A 15,121-nucleotide genomic window follows, 5' to 3' on the forward strand; every position below is an offset into this window, starting at 1 on the left:
CTTGTCAGGAGAGTAATGGCCGTCAACCTGGTCAATGTCGAGAACGTCAGCAAGGTGTACGGCACCCGCGCCCTGCTCGACGGCGTCTCCCTCGGCGTCTCCGAAGGGGACCGCATCGGTGTCGTCGGCCGCAACGGCGACGGCAAGACCACCCTGATCCGGATGCTCGCCAAGCAGGAGGATGCCGACACCGGGCGCGTCACGCACTCCGGCGGACTGCGCAGCGGCGTGCTCACGCAGCACGACTCGCTCGACCCCGAGGCGACCGTCCGCCACGAGGTCATCGGCGACATGGCCGACCACGAGTGGGCGGGCGACGCCAAGGTCAGGGACGTGCTGACCGGCCTGTTCGGCGGGCTCGACCTGCCCGGGTTCCCCGCGGGCCTGGACACCGTCATCGGACCGCTGTCCGGCGGTGAGCGGCGCCGTATCGCGCTGGCCAAGCTGCTCATCGAGGAGCAGGACCTGCTCGTCCTCGACGAGCCCACCAACCACCTCGACGTCGAGGGCATCTCCTGGCTGGCCCGCCACCTCCAGGTCCGCCGGTCCGCCCTCGTGTGCGTCACCCACGACCGCTGGTTCCTCGACCAGGTCTGCACCCGCATGTGGGACGTCCAGCGCGGCGCGGTCTACGAGTACGAGGGCGGCTACTCCGACTACGTCTTCGCCCGGGCCGAGCGCGAGCGCATCGCCGCCACCGAGGAGGTCAAGCGGCAGAACCTCGTCCGCAAGGAGCTGGCCTGGCTGCGGCGCGGGGCGCCCGCCCGTACGTCCAAGCCGCGCTTCCGGGTCGAGGCCGCCAACGAGCTCATCAAGGACGTACCGCCGCCCCGCGACAGCAGCGAGCTGATGAAGTTCGCGTCCACCCGGCTCGGCAAGACCGTGTTCGACCTGGAGGACGTCACCGTCCAGGCCGGCCCCAAGGTCCTCCTCAAGCACGTCACCTGGCAGCTCGGCCCCGGCGACCGGATCGGTCTCGTCGGAGTCAACGGCGCCGGGAAGACCTCCCTGCTGCGGGCCATGGCCGAGGCGTCCCGGACCGACGGCGAGGCGCAGCCCGTGGGCGGGCAGGTCAAGGTCGGCAAGACCGTCAAGCTCGCCTACCTCTCCCAGGAGGTCGCCGAACTCGAGCCGAGCACGCGGGTGCTGGAGGCCGTGCAGCAGGTGCGCGAGCGCGTCGACCTCGGCAAGGGGCGCGAGATGACCGCCGGGCAGCTGTGCGAGACGTTCGGCTTCACCAAGGAGAAGCAGTGGACGCCGGTCGGCGACCTGTCCGGCGGTGAGCGCCGCAGGCTGCAACTGCTGCGCCTCCTCATGGACGAGCCCAACGTCCTCTTCCTCGACGAGCCCACCAACGACCTCGACATCGAGACGCTGACGCAGCTCGAGGACGTGCTCGACGGCTGGCCCGGCTCGATGATCGTCATCTCCCACGACCGGTTCTTCATCGAGCGCACCACCGACCGGGTGTTCGCCCTGCTCGGCGACGGCGCCCTGCGGATGCTGCCGCGCGGCATCGACGAGTACCTGGAGCGGCGCCGGCGCATGGAGGAGGCCGCGGCCGCCTCGGCCCCCGCCGCCGTGCAGCAGAGCGCCGCCCCGGAGAAGAGCGCCGCCGACCAGCGCGCCGCCAAGAAGGAACTGCAGAAGATCGAGCGGCAGCTCGACAAGGTCTCCGAGAAGGAGGCCAAGCTCCACACCCAAATCGCCGAAAACGCCACGGACTTCGCGAAGGTGGCTGAACTGGACGCCGAACTGCGCGAGTTGGCGGGTCAGCGCGAGGAACTGGAGCTGCGCTGGCTGGAACTCGCCGAGGACGCGTGAAGGGTGCGTGAAGACGCATAACGGCGGCATCACGGGCCGGTCCTCCCTTGGGAACAGGGGGCGATACGGCCCGGTCCGCTGTGGGAACGGGGTGATAGAAAGAGCCGTCTTAGAACTTTATGAAACGACTCTGAGCTCATCGCGTACCTCAGGGCGTGGCTAAAAATCAGTGATCGAACGGGGGAACCGCTGATGACGCAGCCGCCCAGTCAGCCGCCGCACGGTGGCTTCGGCGCACCGCAGGACCAGCCGCCACAGGGCGGTGGCTACGGGGCACCGCAGACCCCGCCACCACCCCAGGGCCCGCCCCAGACGCCGCCGCCCCCGCAGGGCCCGCCGTCGACGCCGCCTCCGCAGGGCCCGCCTCCGCAGCCGGGGTACGGCTACCCGCAGCAGCCCGGACAGCCCGGGCCGTACGGCCGGCCGGGCCCGTACAACTCCGGCCCCTACGGCCAGCCGCAGCAGCCGGGACCGTACGGCCAGCCCCAGCAGCCGGGCCCCTACGGCCAGCCCGGCTACGGCTACCCGCCGCAGCCGCAGTACCCCGGTGCGCCCGGCACCCCGCCCGGGGGCGGCTCGGGCAACCCCTTCAAGGGCAAGCCGGCCCTGATCATCGGCGCCGCGGTCGCCGCGCTGCTCGTGGTCGGCGGCACCATGTGGGCGGTCACCTCGGGCGACGACGGCAAGGGCAAGAAGAAGCCGGTCGCCCAGCAGAGCAACGGCAAGTCCGGCGCCTCCGACCCGGTCAACCCCGGTGACGGCAAGGGCGACGGCGGCGACGACCCGGAGAACCTCAACGAGGGCCGCCAGGCCGGCGAGGCCAAGGTCCTCTGGTACAAGGAGGCGCCCGACGCGCCCCGTTCCGGCGCCGACGCCGACGGCATGTGGATCACCGACAAGACCGCGGTGAAGGCGGCGTACAAGCAGCTCTTCTCGTACAACGTCGGCGACGGCAAGCCGACGTGGGACACGATCACGTTCCCGCAGAAGATCTGCGCGACCACTCCGGAGAAGACGGCCGAGAACAAGATCGTCGTCGCGTACATGAGCGGCAGCAGCGACCGCGCCAAGTGCAACCAGCTCCAGGAGATCGACCTCGACAGCGGCGAGAAGGGCTGGAAGCAGGAGGTCGCCGACGGCGCCCTGTTCGACTCCACGCTCTCCGTCGAACTGTCCGTCACCGGCACCACGCTGATGGTGGGCCGCTCCCAGTCGGGCACGGCGTACGACGTCACCAACGGCGACAAGCTCTTCGACAAGAAGCGCTACGGCCAGGCCTGCTTCCCCGCCGCGTTCGCGGGCGGCGAGAAGCTGATCTCCGTCTCCTCCTGCGGCGCGGGCGGCGACAACGAGCACGACGAGGTGCAGCAGCTCAACCCGCGCACCGGCAAGGTCGACTGGACCCAGAAGTTCGACAAGGGCTGGCGCGTCGCACGCGTCTACTCCGTGAGTCCGCTGGTCGTCTACAGCACCAACGAGGAGAAGAAGTCCTGGAACATCTCCGCCTTCACCGCCGGCGGAAAGTTCCGCTCGCAGGTGGGCTTCGACGAGGACTTCGCGCCCGAGTGCGGCTGGGCCATCCTCGAGCGTGACCTCCAGGGCTGCCAGGGCGTCGCCGTCGACGACTCCACGCTCTACCTGCCGACCGAGGCGACCACCGGCGCCAACGAGATCGTCGCGGTCGACCTCGCGAACGGCAAGGAGAAGTGGCGGGTGAAGTCCCCCGCCGACGAGTCGATGCTGCCGATGAAGGTCGAGGGCGGCAAGCTCATCGCCTACGTCGAGCCCTCGTACGACTCGGGCGGCCAGATCGTGTCCATCCCGACCGGCGGCAGCAGCCACAAGCCGGTCAAGCTGCTGCAGAACCCGCAGGGCGCCGCGGACATCGAGAACGGCTTCTTCTCCAGGGACATCGACTGGGCCGGCGGGCGCTTCTACATCTCGAACACCCGACTGAGCGGAAACGACGAGACGAAGGAGAAGTTGATGCTCGCCTACGGCAAGTGACTCTTCTTCCCTTCTCCGTCCCCTCTTCGTCGTCTACCCTCCCCCTCCCCGAGGTGCTCACGTCATGACCCAGCCGCCGCCTCCGCCGCCCCAGCAGCCGCCGTCCGGCGGAGGCTTCGGACCGCCCCAGGACCAGCCGCCGCAGCCGGGGTACGGCTATCCGCAGGCTCCCCAGACGCCACCGCAGCCGCCGCAGGGCGCTCCGCAGGGGCCGCCGCAGCCGCCGTCGCCGCCGCCCGGCTACGGCTATCCCGCCCAGCAGCCGGGGGCGTACGGGCAGCCGCCGCAGGCGCCTTATGGGCAGCCGGGCCAGCCACCGCAGGCGCCTTATGGCCAGCCGGGCTACGGTCAGCCTGGATACGGGCAGCCCGGTTACGGCTATCCGCAGGGGACCATGCCGCTCCAGCCGCAGCCCGGGCACCCGGGACAGCCGGGGCATCCGGGACAGCCCGGCGGCGGCAAGAAGTTCAACGCGCAGCTGGCGATCATCGTCGCCGCGGTCGTGGCGATCGCCCTGATCATCGGCGGCGGCGTCTGGTACTCCTCGTCCAAGGACGACGGGGGGAAGGACGACACCGCCAGCTCCGGCGGCAGCACCGGCGGCTCGGACGACGACAACGGCGGCACCACCTCCGGCAAGGAGAAGGCCCCGTCCGACCCCGGCGCCAAGGTCCTCTTCCAGGTCCCGGCGCCCGAGGTGAAGAACGACAGCACGGTCGTCGTCTCCGGCTCGTGGCTCACCGACAAGACGTACGCCAAGAGCGGCATCGCCAAGATCGTCGGCTACGACCGCGACACGGGCGGCAAGCAGTGGACGATCCCGCTGGAGGGCCCCGTCTGCCAGGCCAGCCGTCATGTCACCGACGACAACAAGACGGCGATCCTCTACCAGCCCGCGATGCCGACCAAGGACGACCCCTCGCACGGGTGCAGCCAGGTCGCCCTGATCGATCTCGACGCGGGCAAGAAGCTGTGGACGAAGACGGCCAAGACCGGTGACCAGCTGATCAGTTTCGACAACGTCACGATCGGCGGCAAGACGGTCGCCGTCGGCAGCAGCAGCGGCGGCGCCGCCTTCGACATCTCCGGCAAGCCGCTGTGGAGCCCTAAGCCGAGCGACTCCTGCTACGACGCCGGGTACGGCGGCGGCGAGAAGCTGGTCGCGGTGCGCAAGTGCGGTTCGTACGAGCAGCGGCAGCTGCACATCCAGACCATCGACCCGAAGTCGGGGAAGGTGATCTCGGAGTACAAGATGGCCGAGGGCATCGAGTACGCCAGCGTCGTGTCGACCAACCCGCTGGTGGTGGCCGCCGACGTCGGCGACTCCGCGGGCGACGGCAGCGGCATCTCGGACTTCTTCTCCATCGACAACAGGACCGGCAAGCTGCGCACGCGCATCTCGGCGCCGGGCGAGCAGTTCGCGGCGCGCTGCGAGGGCATCACGCGCATCGAGTACTGCAATCAGCTCGCCGTCGGCAACGACCGGCTGTACATCCCGACCGAGGAGCACGACGGCAAGGGCGAGTACAGCCAGACCAACGAGATCGTCGCCTTCAATCTCGCCACCGGCAAGCAGACCGGGCAGCGGGCCGACGCGGGCGACGGCTACACGATCTCGCCGCTGCGCATGGACGGCGGCAACCTGATCGCCTACAAGCGGCCGCCGTACGACAAGGGCGGGCAGATCGTGAGCATCGACGGGGGCAGCTTCAAGGAGACGAAGCTGCTGGAGAACCCCGCGTCGGAGCAGGTGCGCGACGTGGAGGCCAGTATGTCGCCGGACTACTCGGAGCTCCTGTACGCCGACGGGCATCTGTTCATGTCCAAGGTGTACGCGAGCAAGCGCTCTTCCTCGGGTGACAAGGAGTACCTGGCGGTCGGGTTCGGTACGAGCTGATCGTCCGATGATCATCTGGTGATCGACTGAGGTTGCTTTCGGTCCCGTCCCTGTTCAGGGGCGGGACCGTTCGCGTTTGGCTCAGTCAACCTCGAATGAGAGGAATTTCGGCGATCCGGGGCGATTCTCGCGGGTAGGGGAGCGCAACGTCGAACAAGCGTGTAGCTTCCGGGGGCATGAAGGCGGGGGAGCCGGGGGGCTTCCATTGGGGGGACTGGGGTGACTGGGGGGTTGCTCGATGGGAGTGCGGCTCATGGTGGTCGACGACCACCGATTGCTGGCCGAGGCGCTGGCCTCTGCGCTGAAGCTGCGGGGGCACCGGGTGCTTGCCGCGGCGGCGCCGGCCGCGGGGGCGGCGGAGCTGGTGATCACACGCGCGCCGGAGGTGTGCCTGCTGGGGACGGCGACACCGGCGGAGCCGGGGATCTTCGATCCGGTGGTACGGATCAAGCGGGAGCGGCCGCAGGTGGCGGTGCTGGTGCTGGGGCCGGTGCCGAGTCCGCGCGGGATCGCGGCGGCGTTCGCGGCGGGGGCGGCCGGGTACGTCCGGCATGACGAGCGCATAGAGGGCGTCGAACGGGCGATCATGAAGGCCCGGGCCGGAGAGGCGGCGGTGGCCCCGCAACTGCTCCAGGGCGCCTTCAGCGAACTGCTGAACCCGGTGGCCCAACCCGACGACGAGGGCCAGCGGTTGCTCCAGATGCTCACACCCCGCGAGGTCGAGGTCCTCCTGCGCGTGGCCGAGGGCGAGGACACCCGCCTCATCGCCGCAGGCATGGGCATTGCCCCCTCCACCGCCCGCACCCACGTCCAACGAGTCCTGATGAAACTGGGCGTGGGCTCCCGCCTGGAGGCAGCGGCGTTGGCAGCACGAACGGGACTGCTGGACAGGGCGGGACCGGTGCCGCGGGAGCCGTGAGTGCGGTGGGGGTGCGCGTCCGCGCCTGGTCGCCGGTGGTGGGTCGGGGCCGCGCCGGGGGGTGTCCGTCCTCGGAACGGCGCGATGGGGTGCCACACCGACTGACTGTCCGTTGACGCGCCAACCGCTGCGGGCGGACACCCCCCGACACGTCCCCTTCTCGCCGTACGCGGATGCGAGCGCGTCGTTCCGCTCCCGCCAGCCGCCAGCCGCCAGCCGCCAGCCGCCAGCCGCCAGCCGCCAGCCGCCAGCCGCCAGCCGCCAGCCGCCAGCCGCCAGCCGCCAGCCGCCAGCCGCCAGCCGCCAGCCGCCAGCCGCGGGCGCCGCATCCGCCCTGGCCGCCGCAGGCCGCCGCGCGGGCCCGCACTCGCCGCCCTAGCTGCGGGCATGCGTGCCGCTCGGGGCGGCACGGGTGGGCGCAGCGGTACCCCGCTCCGCCGGGTTGCGGACCCACCCGGCACCGGCACCCGCGCCGGCGCCGAGCACCCGACATCGCCGGGTTACTCCACTGTCTCCTCTTCCCTCGGCGGCGGAGGCGCCGCAGGCCTCAGCTTCAGCCAGGCCAGGAAGAACAGGCCGAGCAGCAGCATGCCGAGCCCGGTCCACAGGTTGATGTTGACGCCCTCCGCCTTGTCGATGTCGGCGTCGGACGCCGTGAACCCCGCGATCATCACGATCACGCCGTACAGCACGAACAACCCACCGATGATGCGCCGGATGTCGAACAGCCGAGCGGCCGTCGCCGACTTGCCTTGCAGCTCGGTGACTTCCCGCTGTACGTCCTTGTCGGAGTAGAACTCAGACATGTCTTCAATCCTCCCTCGGTCAGAACGAGAACGGGATGTAGCAGGCCGCGGCCAGCACGATCGCGCCCCAGCCGAGCAGCGCCGGCTTGCGGTACCAGGCCTCGTCCCCGGGTGCCGGCGGCTCGGCCATGCCGGGTGAGGTCGTGCCGTAGACCAGCCCCTGGAGTTCCTCGGACGGCTTCGGCGCGGTGAAGAGCGACACCGCCACCATGACGATCGCGCCCGCGACGAACCCGGCGATCGCCGAGACGAAGTTGGCGCCCTGGTCGGTGGGGATGTCGACGATGTCCTGCTTGTAGAGGACGAAGTAGTTGACCATCGCGGCGGTGGTGCCCACGAGCAGCCCCCAGAAGCCCGACTTCATCGAGGCCCGCTTCCAGAACATGCCGATGATGAAGACGACGAACATCGGCACGTTGAAGAAGGAGAAGAGGGTCTGCAGGTAGGCCATGATGTTCGAGAAGGACCTCGCCAGGAACGCCGTGCCGATGGAGGCCAGGACGCCGATCGCGGTGATGAGGCGGCCGAAGCGTACGTAGTACTCGTCCTCGCGGCCCCGGACGACGTACTTCGCCCAGATGTCGGTGGTGAACACCGTGTTGAACGACGACACGTTCGCCGCCATGCCCGCCATGAACGCCGCGAGGAGACCGGTGACGGCGATGCCCAGCACGCCGTTCGGCAGGAGCTGCGCCATGAGGTAGGGGATCGCGTCGTTGTACTGGAGGTCCGAGCCGGACGTGCCGATCTTGGGGACCAGCACGGCGGCCACCAGGCCCGGGATCATCACCAGGAACACGATGAAGATCTTCGGGAACGCGGCGATGAGCGGGGTGCGCTGCGCCGCCGAGAGGTTCTTGGCGGAGAGGGCGCGCTGTACCTCGGCGAAGTTCGTCGTCCAGTAGCCGAAGGAGAGGACGAAGCCGAGGCCGAGGACGATCGTCAGCCAGTTCGCTCCCAGCGGGTTCTCGCTGCCGATGCCCGTACCGCCCCACGACGTCATGAAGTCGGCGCCGCGGGAGGCGGTGAGGGAGTCGGACAGGCCGTCCCAGCCGCCCACCTTCTTCAGGCCGAGGACCGCGATCGGGATGAGCGCGGCGAGGATGACGAAGAACTGCAGGACCTCGTTGTAGATCGCCGAGGACAGGCCGCCGAGGGTGATGTACGCGAGGACGAAGAAGCCGGCGACGACGATCGCCACCCACTCCGGCCAGCCCAGCAGCGCCTCGACGACGATGGCCAGGGCGTAGAGGTTGACGCCGGCGATGAGGATCGCGGCGAAGGCGAACAGGATCGAGCTGAGCAGATGCGCCGGCCTGTCGAAGCGCAGCAGCAGGAACTCGGGGACCGAGCGGACCTTGGAGCCGTAGTAGAAGGGCATCATCACCAGGCCCAGGAAGACCATGGCCGGGATGGCGCCGATCCAGTACCAGTGCGTGGTGTAGACGCCGTACTGCGCGCTGTTGGCGGCCATGCCCAGGATCTCGGTGGCGCCCAGGTTGGCGGCGATGAACGCCAGACCGGTGACCCAGGCGGGCAGGGAGCGGCCGGAGAGGAAGAAGTCGAGACTCGTCTTCACCGAACGGCGGGCGGCGAAGCCGATGCCGAGGACGACGACGAAGTAGATGCCGAGGAGCGTGTAGTCGAGCCAGTTCGTGGGGAGTCGCAGCTCGGCTGACAGATATGTGGGGGTTTGCACTAGCCCTCGCTTCGTTGCGCGAACCGATACCTCGCGGAATCTACGCCTCCGCGTTCAGCAATTGAACACGCCGAGTGACGCTCTTTGTTTGATTGCGATGTTGACGGTCGTGGTGAGTTGTGTTTTGATATGTTTGGTTATGTTTGAAGGATGAGGAGTCCGGCGTGAAGAAGACCTCGACCCGGCTGGCCGACGGTCGCGAGCTCATCTACTACGACCTGCGCGACGACGCCGTGCGCGACGCGGCCGACCGCCGCCCGCTGGACCGCACCGTCACGACGTCCGAGGTCCGCCGCGACCCCCTGCTCGGCGACTCCGTCGCCATCGCCTCGCACCGCCAGGGCCGCACCTACCACCCGCCGGCCGACGAATGCCCCCTGTGCCCCTCCGAGGGCGAGCGGCTGAGCGAGATCCCGGACTCGTCGTACGACGTCGTGGTGTTCGAGAACCGCTTCCCCTCGCTGGCCGGGGACTCGGGCCGCTGCGAGGTCGTCTGCTTCACCTCCGACCACGACGTCTCCTTCGCCGGCCTCACCGAGGAGCAGGCGGGCCTGGTGCTGGAGGCGTGGACGGACCGTACGTCGGAGCTGTCCCATCTCCCCTCCGTCGAGCAGGTCTTCTGCTTCGAGAACCGCGGTGCCGAGATCGGCGTGACCCTCCAGCACCCGCACGGGCAGATCTACGCCTACCCCTTCACCACCCCGCGCACCGCCCTGATGCTCCGCTCCGTCGCGACCCACAAGGAGATGACGGGCGGGGAGAACCTCTTCGACGCGATCCTGGAGCGTGAACTCGCCGACGAGCGAGTCATCCTGGAGGGTGAACACTGGGTGGCATTCGTGCCCTATGCGGCGCACTGGCCGTACGAGGTGCACCTCTACCCCAAGCGCCGGGTGCCCGACCTGCTCGGCCTGGACGAGGCCGCGCGCACAGAGTTCCCCAAGATTTATCTGGAACTCTTGAGGCGCTTCGACCGGATCTTCGGTGAGGGCGAGCCTCCGACGCCGTATATCGCGGCCTGGCACCAGGCACCTTTCGGTGCGCTGGAGGAGTTCGACGGGGTCGTGCGTGAGGACTTCGCACTCCACCTCGAGCTTTTCACCATCCGCCGCACTTCCGGCAAGCTGAAGTTCCTCGCGGGTTCCGAGTCCGGCATGAACGTGTTCATCAACGACGTGCCGCCGGAGCGCGCGGCCGAGCGACTGCGAGAGGTAGCGAGTTCATGAGCGGGAAGTACCTGGTGACAGGCGGCGCGGGCTATGTCGGCAGCGTGGTCGCCCAGCACCTGCTGGAGGCCGGCCACGAGGTCGTCGTCCTCGACAACCTCTCCACGGGCTTCCGTGAGGGCGTCCCGGCGGGCGCGACCTTCGTCGAGGGCGACATCCGCGACGCCGCCAAATGGCTGGACTCCTCGTACGACGGTGTCCTGCACTTCGCCGCCTTCTCCCAGGTCGGCGAGTCGGTCGTGAAGCCCGAGAAGTACTGGGACAACAACGTCGGCGGCACCATGGCCCTGCTCGCCGCGATGCGCGAGGCGGGCGTGACCAGGCTCGTCTTCTCCTCCACGGCGGCGACGTACGGCGAGCCGGAGCAGGTCCCGATCGTCGAGTCCGCCCCCACCTCCCCGACCAACCCCTACGGCGCCTCGAAGCTGGCCGTCGACCACATGATCACCGGCGAGGCCGCGGCACACGGCCTGGGCGCGGTCTCGCTGCGCTACTTCAACGTCGCGGGCGCCTACGGCGAGCACGGCGAGCGCCATGACCCCGAGTCCCACCTGATCCCGCTCGTCCTCCAGGTCGCGCAGGGCCGGCGCGAGGCGATCTCCGTCTTCGGCGACGACTACCCGACGCCGGACGGCACCTGCGTACGCGACTACATCCACGTCGCGGACCTCGCGGAGGCCCACCTGCTGGCGTTGCGGTCCGCCACCCCCGGCGAGCACCTCATCTGCAACCTCGGCAACGGCAACGGCTTCTCGGTCCGCGAGGTCATCGAGACGGTCCGCACCGTCACCGGCCACCCGATCCCCGAAGTGGTCGCCCCCCGCCGGGGCGGCGACCCGGCGGTCCTGGTGGCCTCGGCCGCCACGGCCCGCGAGAAGCTGGGCTGGAACCCGTCCCGCGCGGACCTCGCGGGAATCGTCGCGGACGCGTGGGACTTCGCGCAGCGGCGCGGCAACTAGCAGGTCCGGCAGGACCGAAGGTACGGAAGGGTCAGGGGTCAGGCATGAGCGAGGCTGTGGCGGAGACGGTGGCCGCACGGTTCGGCGAGCTGTACGGCGCGGAGCCGCACGGGGTATGGGCGGCACCGGGCCGCGTCAACCTCATCGGCGAGCACACCGACTACAACGACGGCTTCGTCATGCCGTTCGCCCTGCCGCACATCGCGGTGGCGGCGGTGTCACGCCGCGAGGACGGCGTCCTGCGCCTGCACTCGGCGGACGTCGAGGGCGGGGTCGCCGAACTCCGTCTGGACGACCTGTCCCCGGAGTCGGACAAGAACTGGACGGCGTACCCGGCGGGCGTGGTCTGGGCCCTGCGCGAGGCCGGCCACGCGGTCTCGGGCGCGGACATCCACCTCTCCTCGACGGTCCCCTCGGGCGCGGGCCTCTCCTCCTCCGCGGCCCTGGAGGTCGTGGTGGCCCTGGCCCTGAACGACCTCTTCTCGCTCGGCCTGCGCGGCTGGCAACTGGCCCGCCTGTGCCAGCGCGCGGAGAACGTCTACGTCGGTGCCCCGGTCGGCATCATGGACCAGACGGCATCCGCCTGCTGCGAGGCCGGCCACGCCCTGTTCCTCGACACCCGCGACCTCTCCCAGAAGCAGATCCCCTTCGACCTGGCGGCCGAGGGCCTGCGCCTCCTCGTCGTCGACACGCAGGTCAAGCACTCCCACAGCGAGGGCGAGTACGGCAAGCGCCGCGCGGGCTGCGAGAAGGGCGCGGCGCTGCTGGGCGTGAACGCGCTCCGGGACGTCCCTTACGGCGATCTGGACGCGGCGCTGTCCCGCCTCGGCGACGAGGAGGAGGTCCGGCGCCTGGTCCGCCACATCGTCACGGAGAACGAGCGCGTCGAACGGGTGGTGTCGCTGCTGGAATCGGGCGACGACACCCGCGCCATCGCCCCGATCCTGGTCGAGGGCCACGCCTCCCTCCGCGACGACTTCCGCATCTCCTGCCCCGAACTCGACCTGGTCGTCGACACGGCCCTCGCCTCCGGCGCCCTGGGCGCCCGCATGACCGGCGGCGGCTTCGGCGGCTCGGCGATCGTCCTCACGGAGGAGACGGACGTCGACGCCATCACCAAGGCGGTGACGGAAGCGTTCGCCGCGGCGGGCTTCACGACACCACGCGTCTTCGAAGCGGTCCCATCGGCAGGCGCCCGCCGCCTGCGCTGACCTCTTCACGAAGATCGGGCGCCCTTACCTCAGCGAGGAAGGGCGCCCGACTCGTTCTCTTTCGGGACTTCAGCGGTTGACGGCCTGGTACTCCTGGACCGGCACCTGGGTGGTCGTGGCGAATGTGCCGTTGGGCAGATCGCCGCCCGTGCCGCCCGAGCCTTCCCAGGAGATCTCCCAGGTGAGCGTCGCCTCAAGGGGGTAGGAGCCGTCTCCGGACGACCGCAGGTACCGCACGCCGCACGGAGGCGTCAGCTCCGCCTTGCCCCTGGCGTACGGCTCACCGATCGAACCGTCGTCGTTGATCCCGCACTCCCCGGACGCCGGCAGACTCTCCGCGTCCTCCGTCCCCGGATCGATGTGCAGACTCACCGGCTTGGCGGTCGTGGTCGCCCACAGCCCCGTACCGGGCAGACTCGCCGTCACGGAGACCGGCTTGAAGGCGCCCTTGTCCAGCCAGATCCAGGTGGGCGCGTTCACCGTCGACTTGCCTTGCGGGGCCAGCGAGACCTTGGTCGGAGGTACGACGGTCCGCTGATGCGCGAGCCCGGCGAGCGTCTCGGTGTCGATGGCCTGGGGGACGCCGGGGTTCTTGCCGTTGTCCACCCAGAAGGGCTTGCGCCTGCAGTCGTTGGCGCCAGGGGCATCCTTCATCTTCGGGTTGGTGACGGCCACCCACCACATGCCCTTGTCGTTCTTGTCGACGTTGAAGTCTTCGTAGGGATGGCCCCCCTTGTAGCGAGCCTTGTCGTCCGCGATGCCCTTGGGCGCACCACCGGCGGACTCGTAGATCGACCAGTTGGCCTCGGTGTAGGTCTTGAAGTCCTTGGCCTTCCAGTAAGGCTCGTACCAGCAGGCCGGTGGTTCCCAGTCCACGGCAGTGGACGCGATGGGGCCGCCGTCCTTGGAGGGGGCTTGGCCTTTCACGTTGAAGCTGATACGTGACTGCAGCAGTCGTCCCGAGGAGTCGCCGGACGTCTTCGGTTTCTGGGCTCCATTGCTGCCGATCCCTCCGGCGACAGCCGTGCCCACCCCGAGGCAGAGTGCTGCGGTGGTCAGCGCCGCGAGTCCCAGGCCTCGCATCACGGCTGGCACCTCTTGGAACCGCGGTCCTCGTGGAGCTGCCAGATCTGCCAGACGCCGTCCTTGTTCTTCTTGACGCCGGTGTTGTAGTAGACGTAGCTCTCGGGCGAGGTCTCGACCACGTTCACCTTGTCGGTCTTGAGGTCCTTGACGTTCGCGTTGCTCTCGTCCGTGCAGTACGTCACCGCTGCAGACGTCTTGTCGAACACCGTTACCTGGCGGTCGAAGTAGCGGAGGGTGCCGGCCCAGCTCGTCTTGTTGGCGTTGTTGTTCTTCGCGTAGTCGTAGACGGCCCTCAGCGCGGTGTCCGTGTAGTAGAAGGCCATACCCGACTTCTTCAGATCACCGGAGGCCACTGCCTGCCATACGGTGCTGACAGCCCGCTCGTTGTCCGCCAGAATCGCGTCCTTCGCGGCATCCCCGGTCTGCCGCCCCTCGAATTCCAGCTTCATGTCCGAGGGCAGCTTGATCTCCGGTCGATCGATCCCGTCCGCCGACGCGGACACCGACGGCGAAGCAGACGACTTCCCAGCCGAGTCCGCTCCCGCGATCTTGTCCGAGGACGACTCGTCACCTCCCCCCGAGCCACAGGCGGTCAGCAGCAAGGCCGCGGATGCGGTGAGCGCGGCCGTCACAAGCCGAGCGGGGCGGTTCACTGGTGCTCCCGTTGATGTTGATGTGGGGGGACAACTCAAGCGCACCCACGCTATCGAGGGGCCGGACCGCGACGGCAACCAGGTCGTCAGCCCAGCCTCTTCGTCAGCAAGTACTCCGTGATCCCCGGCGGATAGTCGGGGATCACGCACACCGCCTCGTACCCCTGCTTCTCGTAGAAGCGCGGGGCCTGGAAGTCCCAGGTCTCCAGGCGGGAGGAGACGCAGCCGCGGTCCTGGGCGGCGATGCGTTCCGCCTCTCGGAGCAGGGCCGCGCCGAGGCCCGTGCCGCGGTGGGGTGCGTCGACCCAGAGGTAGTTGACGTGGAGCCAGGTCGCCCAGGTGTAGCCGACGAGGCCGCCGGCGAGGGTGTCGTCGGAGTCGTTCACAGCCCACACGTGCAACGGGACGTCCCTTTCGTCCGGGGTTCCGTGCAGGGCTCGCAGGATCGGAGAGGCGTTTGTGTTCGCTTCCCGCAGGCGCGTGCGGAGCAGATCACGTCGGGCCTTGTCGACTTCTGTCTCAAGACGGAACATGCGGCACACCATAAACGCGCTGGACAGTCAGTTCTGCAAATAACCTTCCGCTCCCGGCCCCCGCCCGTACCCTGATGAACAGCACCGGTGGGGGCCGGTGCCGATCAGGGGGCGAGACAGCCGGGTACGACGCCCGGAGTGGGGGTAGCGGTTTCTGCACGGCGGCGGCCGTGCGGCTGCGGCGACCCGGTCGGGCTGCTGCGAGACGGACGAACGGACGCAGCGGCTGGGCACTCCGGCGTCGTACCCGTGCGGTGTCGTGTTCCGACGATGGGGAATCCCCTGCTCTTCGGAGCCTGGG

General features: G+C 69.2%; 12 protein-coding genes. 7 read left to right on the forward strand and 5 right to left on the reverse strand.

Going from position 1 to position 15,121, the window contains the following annotated elements:
* Positions 1 to 15 precede the first annotated feature (15 nt).
* From KJK29_RS22270 to KJK29_RS22285, 4 genes are all read left to right on the forward strand, one after another.
* Positions 16 to 1,824: an ABC-F family ATP-binding cassette domain-containing protein gene (locus KJK29_RS22270; protein ID WP_215120908.1), complete on the forward strand. Its 1,809-nt coding sequence runs from the start codon at positions 16 to 18 to the stop codon at positions 1,822 to 1,824.
* Between the two features lie 192 nt (positions 1,825 to 2,016).
* Positions 2,017 to 3,831 carry an outer membrane protein assembly factor BamB family protein gene (locus KJK29_RS22275; protein WP_215120909.1) on the forward strand — a complete coding sequence of 605 codons (1,815 nt, stop codon included), beginning with the start codon at positions 2,017 to 2,019 and terminating at the stop codon, positions 3,829 to 3,831.
* A 64-nt stretch (positions 3,832 to 3,895) separates the two neighbouring features.
* The gene (locus tag KJK29_RS22280) at positions 3,896 to 5,728 is read left to right on the forward strand and encodes an outer membrane protein assembly factor BamB family protein (protein WP_215120910.1); all 1,833 of its coding nucleotides are present in this window, start codon (positions 3,896 to 3,898) and stop codon (positions 5,726 to 5,728) included.
* A 238-nt stretch (positions 5,729 to 5,966) separates the two neighbouring features.
* Positions 5,967 to 6,647 carry a helix-turn-helix transcriptional regulator gene (locus tag KJK29_RS22285; protein WP_215120911.1) on the forward strand — a complete coding sequence of 227 codons (681 nt, stop codon included), beginning with the start codon at positions 5,967 to 5,969 and terminating at the stop codon, positions 6,645 to 6,647.
* Positions 6,648 to 7,147: 500 nt separating this feature from the next.
* Here the strand turns inward: KJK29_RS22285 and KJK29_RS22290 are convergent, their stop codons facing one another.
* Positions 7,148 to 7,453 (reverse strand): hypothetical protein, encoded by a 306-nt coding sequence (locus tag KJK29_RS22290; RefSeq protein ID WP_215120912.1) that lies wholly within the window; start codon positions 7,451 to 7,453, stop codon positions 7,148 to 7,150.
* Between the two features lie 19 nt (positions 7,454 to 7,472).
* On the reverse strand, positions 7,473 to 9,152 hold the full coding sequence (locus KJK29_RS22295; protein WP_215120913.1) for a sodium:solute symporter family protein: 1,680 nt from the start codon (positions 9,150 to 9,152) through the stop codon (positions 7,473 to 7,475).
* A 164-nt stretch (positions 9,153 to 9,316) separates the two neighbouring features.
* Here KJK29_RS22295 and galT point away from each other — a divergent pair, with 164 nt between their 5' ends.
* Genes galT through galK form a run of 3 tightly spaced genes read left to right on the forward strand, consistent with a single transcriptional unit; the run spans position 9,317 to position 12,548 of the window.
* Entirely contained in the window at positions 9,317 to 10,378 is a 1,062-nt protein-coding gene (galT, locus tag KJK29_RS22300; RefSeq protein WP_215120914.1) for a galactose-1-phosphate uridylyltransferase, read from the forward strand.
* Positions 10,375 to 11,337, forward strand: coding sequence for a UDP-glucose 4-epimerase GalE (gene galE / locus KJK29_RS22305; RefSeq protein WP_215120915.1), 963 nt, complete (start codon positions 10,375 to 10,377; stop codon positions 11,335 to 11,337). The genes galT and galE overlap by 4 nt, the downstream gene beginning before the upstream one ends.
* 44 nt (positions 11,338 to 11,381) lie before the next feature.
* Complete coding sequence (galK, locus tag KJK29_RS22310; protein WP_215120916.1) at positions 11,382 to 12,548, forward strand: galactokinase; 1,167 nt, start codon at positions 11,382 to 11,384, stop codon at positions 12,546 to 12,548.
* Positions 12,549 to 12,617: 69 nt separating this feature from the next.
* On the opposite strand, the gene KJK29_RS22315 is transcribed toward galK, so the two are convergent.
* The 3 genes from KJK29_RS22315 to KJK29_RS22325 all read right to left on the reverse strand — a co-directional run bounded on the left by KJK29_RS22315 (position 12,618) and on the right by KJK29_RS22325 (position 14,832).
* Positions 12,618 to 13,631, reverse strand: a complete 1,014-nt coding sequence (locus KJK29_RS22315) for a hypothetical protein (protein WP_251058124.1) — start codon at positions 13,629 to 13,631, stop codon at positions 12,618 to 12,620.
* Positions 13,631 to 14,083: a hypothetical protein gene (locus KJK29_RS22320; protein WP_251057905.1), complete on the reverse strand. Its 453-nt coding sequence runs from the start codon at positions 14,081 to 14,083 to the stop codon at positions 13,631 to 13,633. Before KJK29_RS22320 ends, KJK29_RS22315 begins: the two co-directional genes overlap by 1 nt.
* A gap of 290 nt (positions 14,084 to 14,373) precedes the next feature.
* Positions 14,374 to 14,832, reverse strand: coding sequence for a GNAT family N-acetyltransferase (locus KJK29_RS22325; RefSeq protein WP_215120918.1), 459 nt, complete (start codon positions 14,830 to 14,832; stop codon positions 14,374 to 14,376).
* Between the last annotated feature and the right edge of the window lie 289 nt (positions 14,833 to 15,121).

Origin of the sequence: Streptomyces koelreuteriae (assembly GCF_018604545.1) — a bacterium.
In the GTDB taxonomy this organism is placed as follows: Bacteria; Actinomycetota; Actinomycetes; order Streptomycetales; family Streptomycetaceae; genus Streptomyces; species Streptomyces koelreuteriae.

Excerpts from the sequence above, each read along its gene's own strand:
- KJK29_RS22270 (WP_215120908.1), top strand. The coding sequence starts at position 16 with ATGGCCGTCAACCTGGTCAATGTCGAGAACGTCAGCAAGGTGTACGGC.
- KJK29_RS22275 (WP_215120909.1), top strand. The coding sequence starts at position 2,017 with ATGACGCAGCCGCCCAGTCAGCCGCCGCACGGTGGCTTCGGCGCACCG.
- KJK29_RS22280 (WP_215120910.1), top strand. The coding sequence starts at position 3,896 with ATGACCCAGCCGCCGCCTCCGCCGCCCCAGCAGCCGCCGTCCGGCGGA.
- KJK29_RS22285 (WP_215120911.1), top strand. The coding sequence starts at position 5,967 with ATGGGAGTGCGGCTCATGGTGGTCGACGACCACCGATTGCTGGCCGAG.
- KJK29_RS22290 (WP_215120912.1), bottom strand. The coding sequence starts at position 7,453 with ATGTCTGAGTTCTACTCCGACAAGGACGTACAGCGGGAAGTCACCGAG.
- galE (WP_215120915.1), top strand. The coding sequence starts at position 10,375 with ATGAGCGGGAAGTACCTGGTGACAGGCGGCGCGGGCTATGTCGGCAGC.
- galK (WP_215120916.1), top strand. The coding sequence starts at position 11,382 with ATGAGCGAGGCTGTGGCGGAGACGGTGGCCGCACGGTTCGGCGAGCTG.
- KJK29_RS22315 (WP_251058124.1), bottom strand. The coding sequence starts at position 13,631 with ATGCGAGGCCTGGGACTCGCGGCGCTGACCACCGCAGCACTCTGCCTC.
- KJK29_RS22320 (WP_251057905.1), bottom strand. The coding sequence starts at position 14,083 with ATGAAGCTGGAATTCGAGGGGCGGCAGACCGGGGATGCCGCGAAGGAC.
- KJK29_RS22325 (WP_215120918.1), bottom strand. The coding sequence starts at position 14,832 with ATGGTGTGCCGCATGTTCCGTCTTGAGACAGAAGTCGACAAGGCCCGA.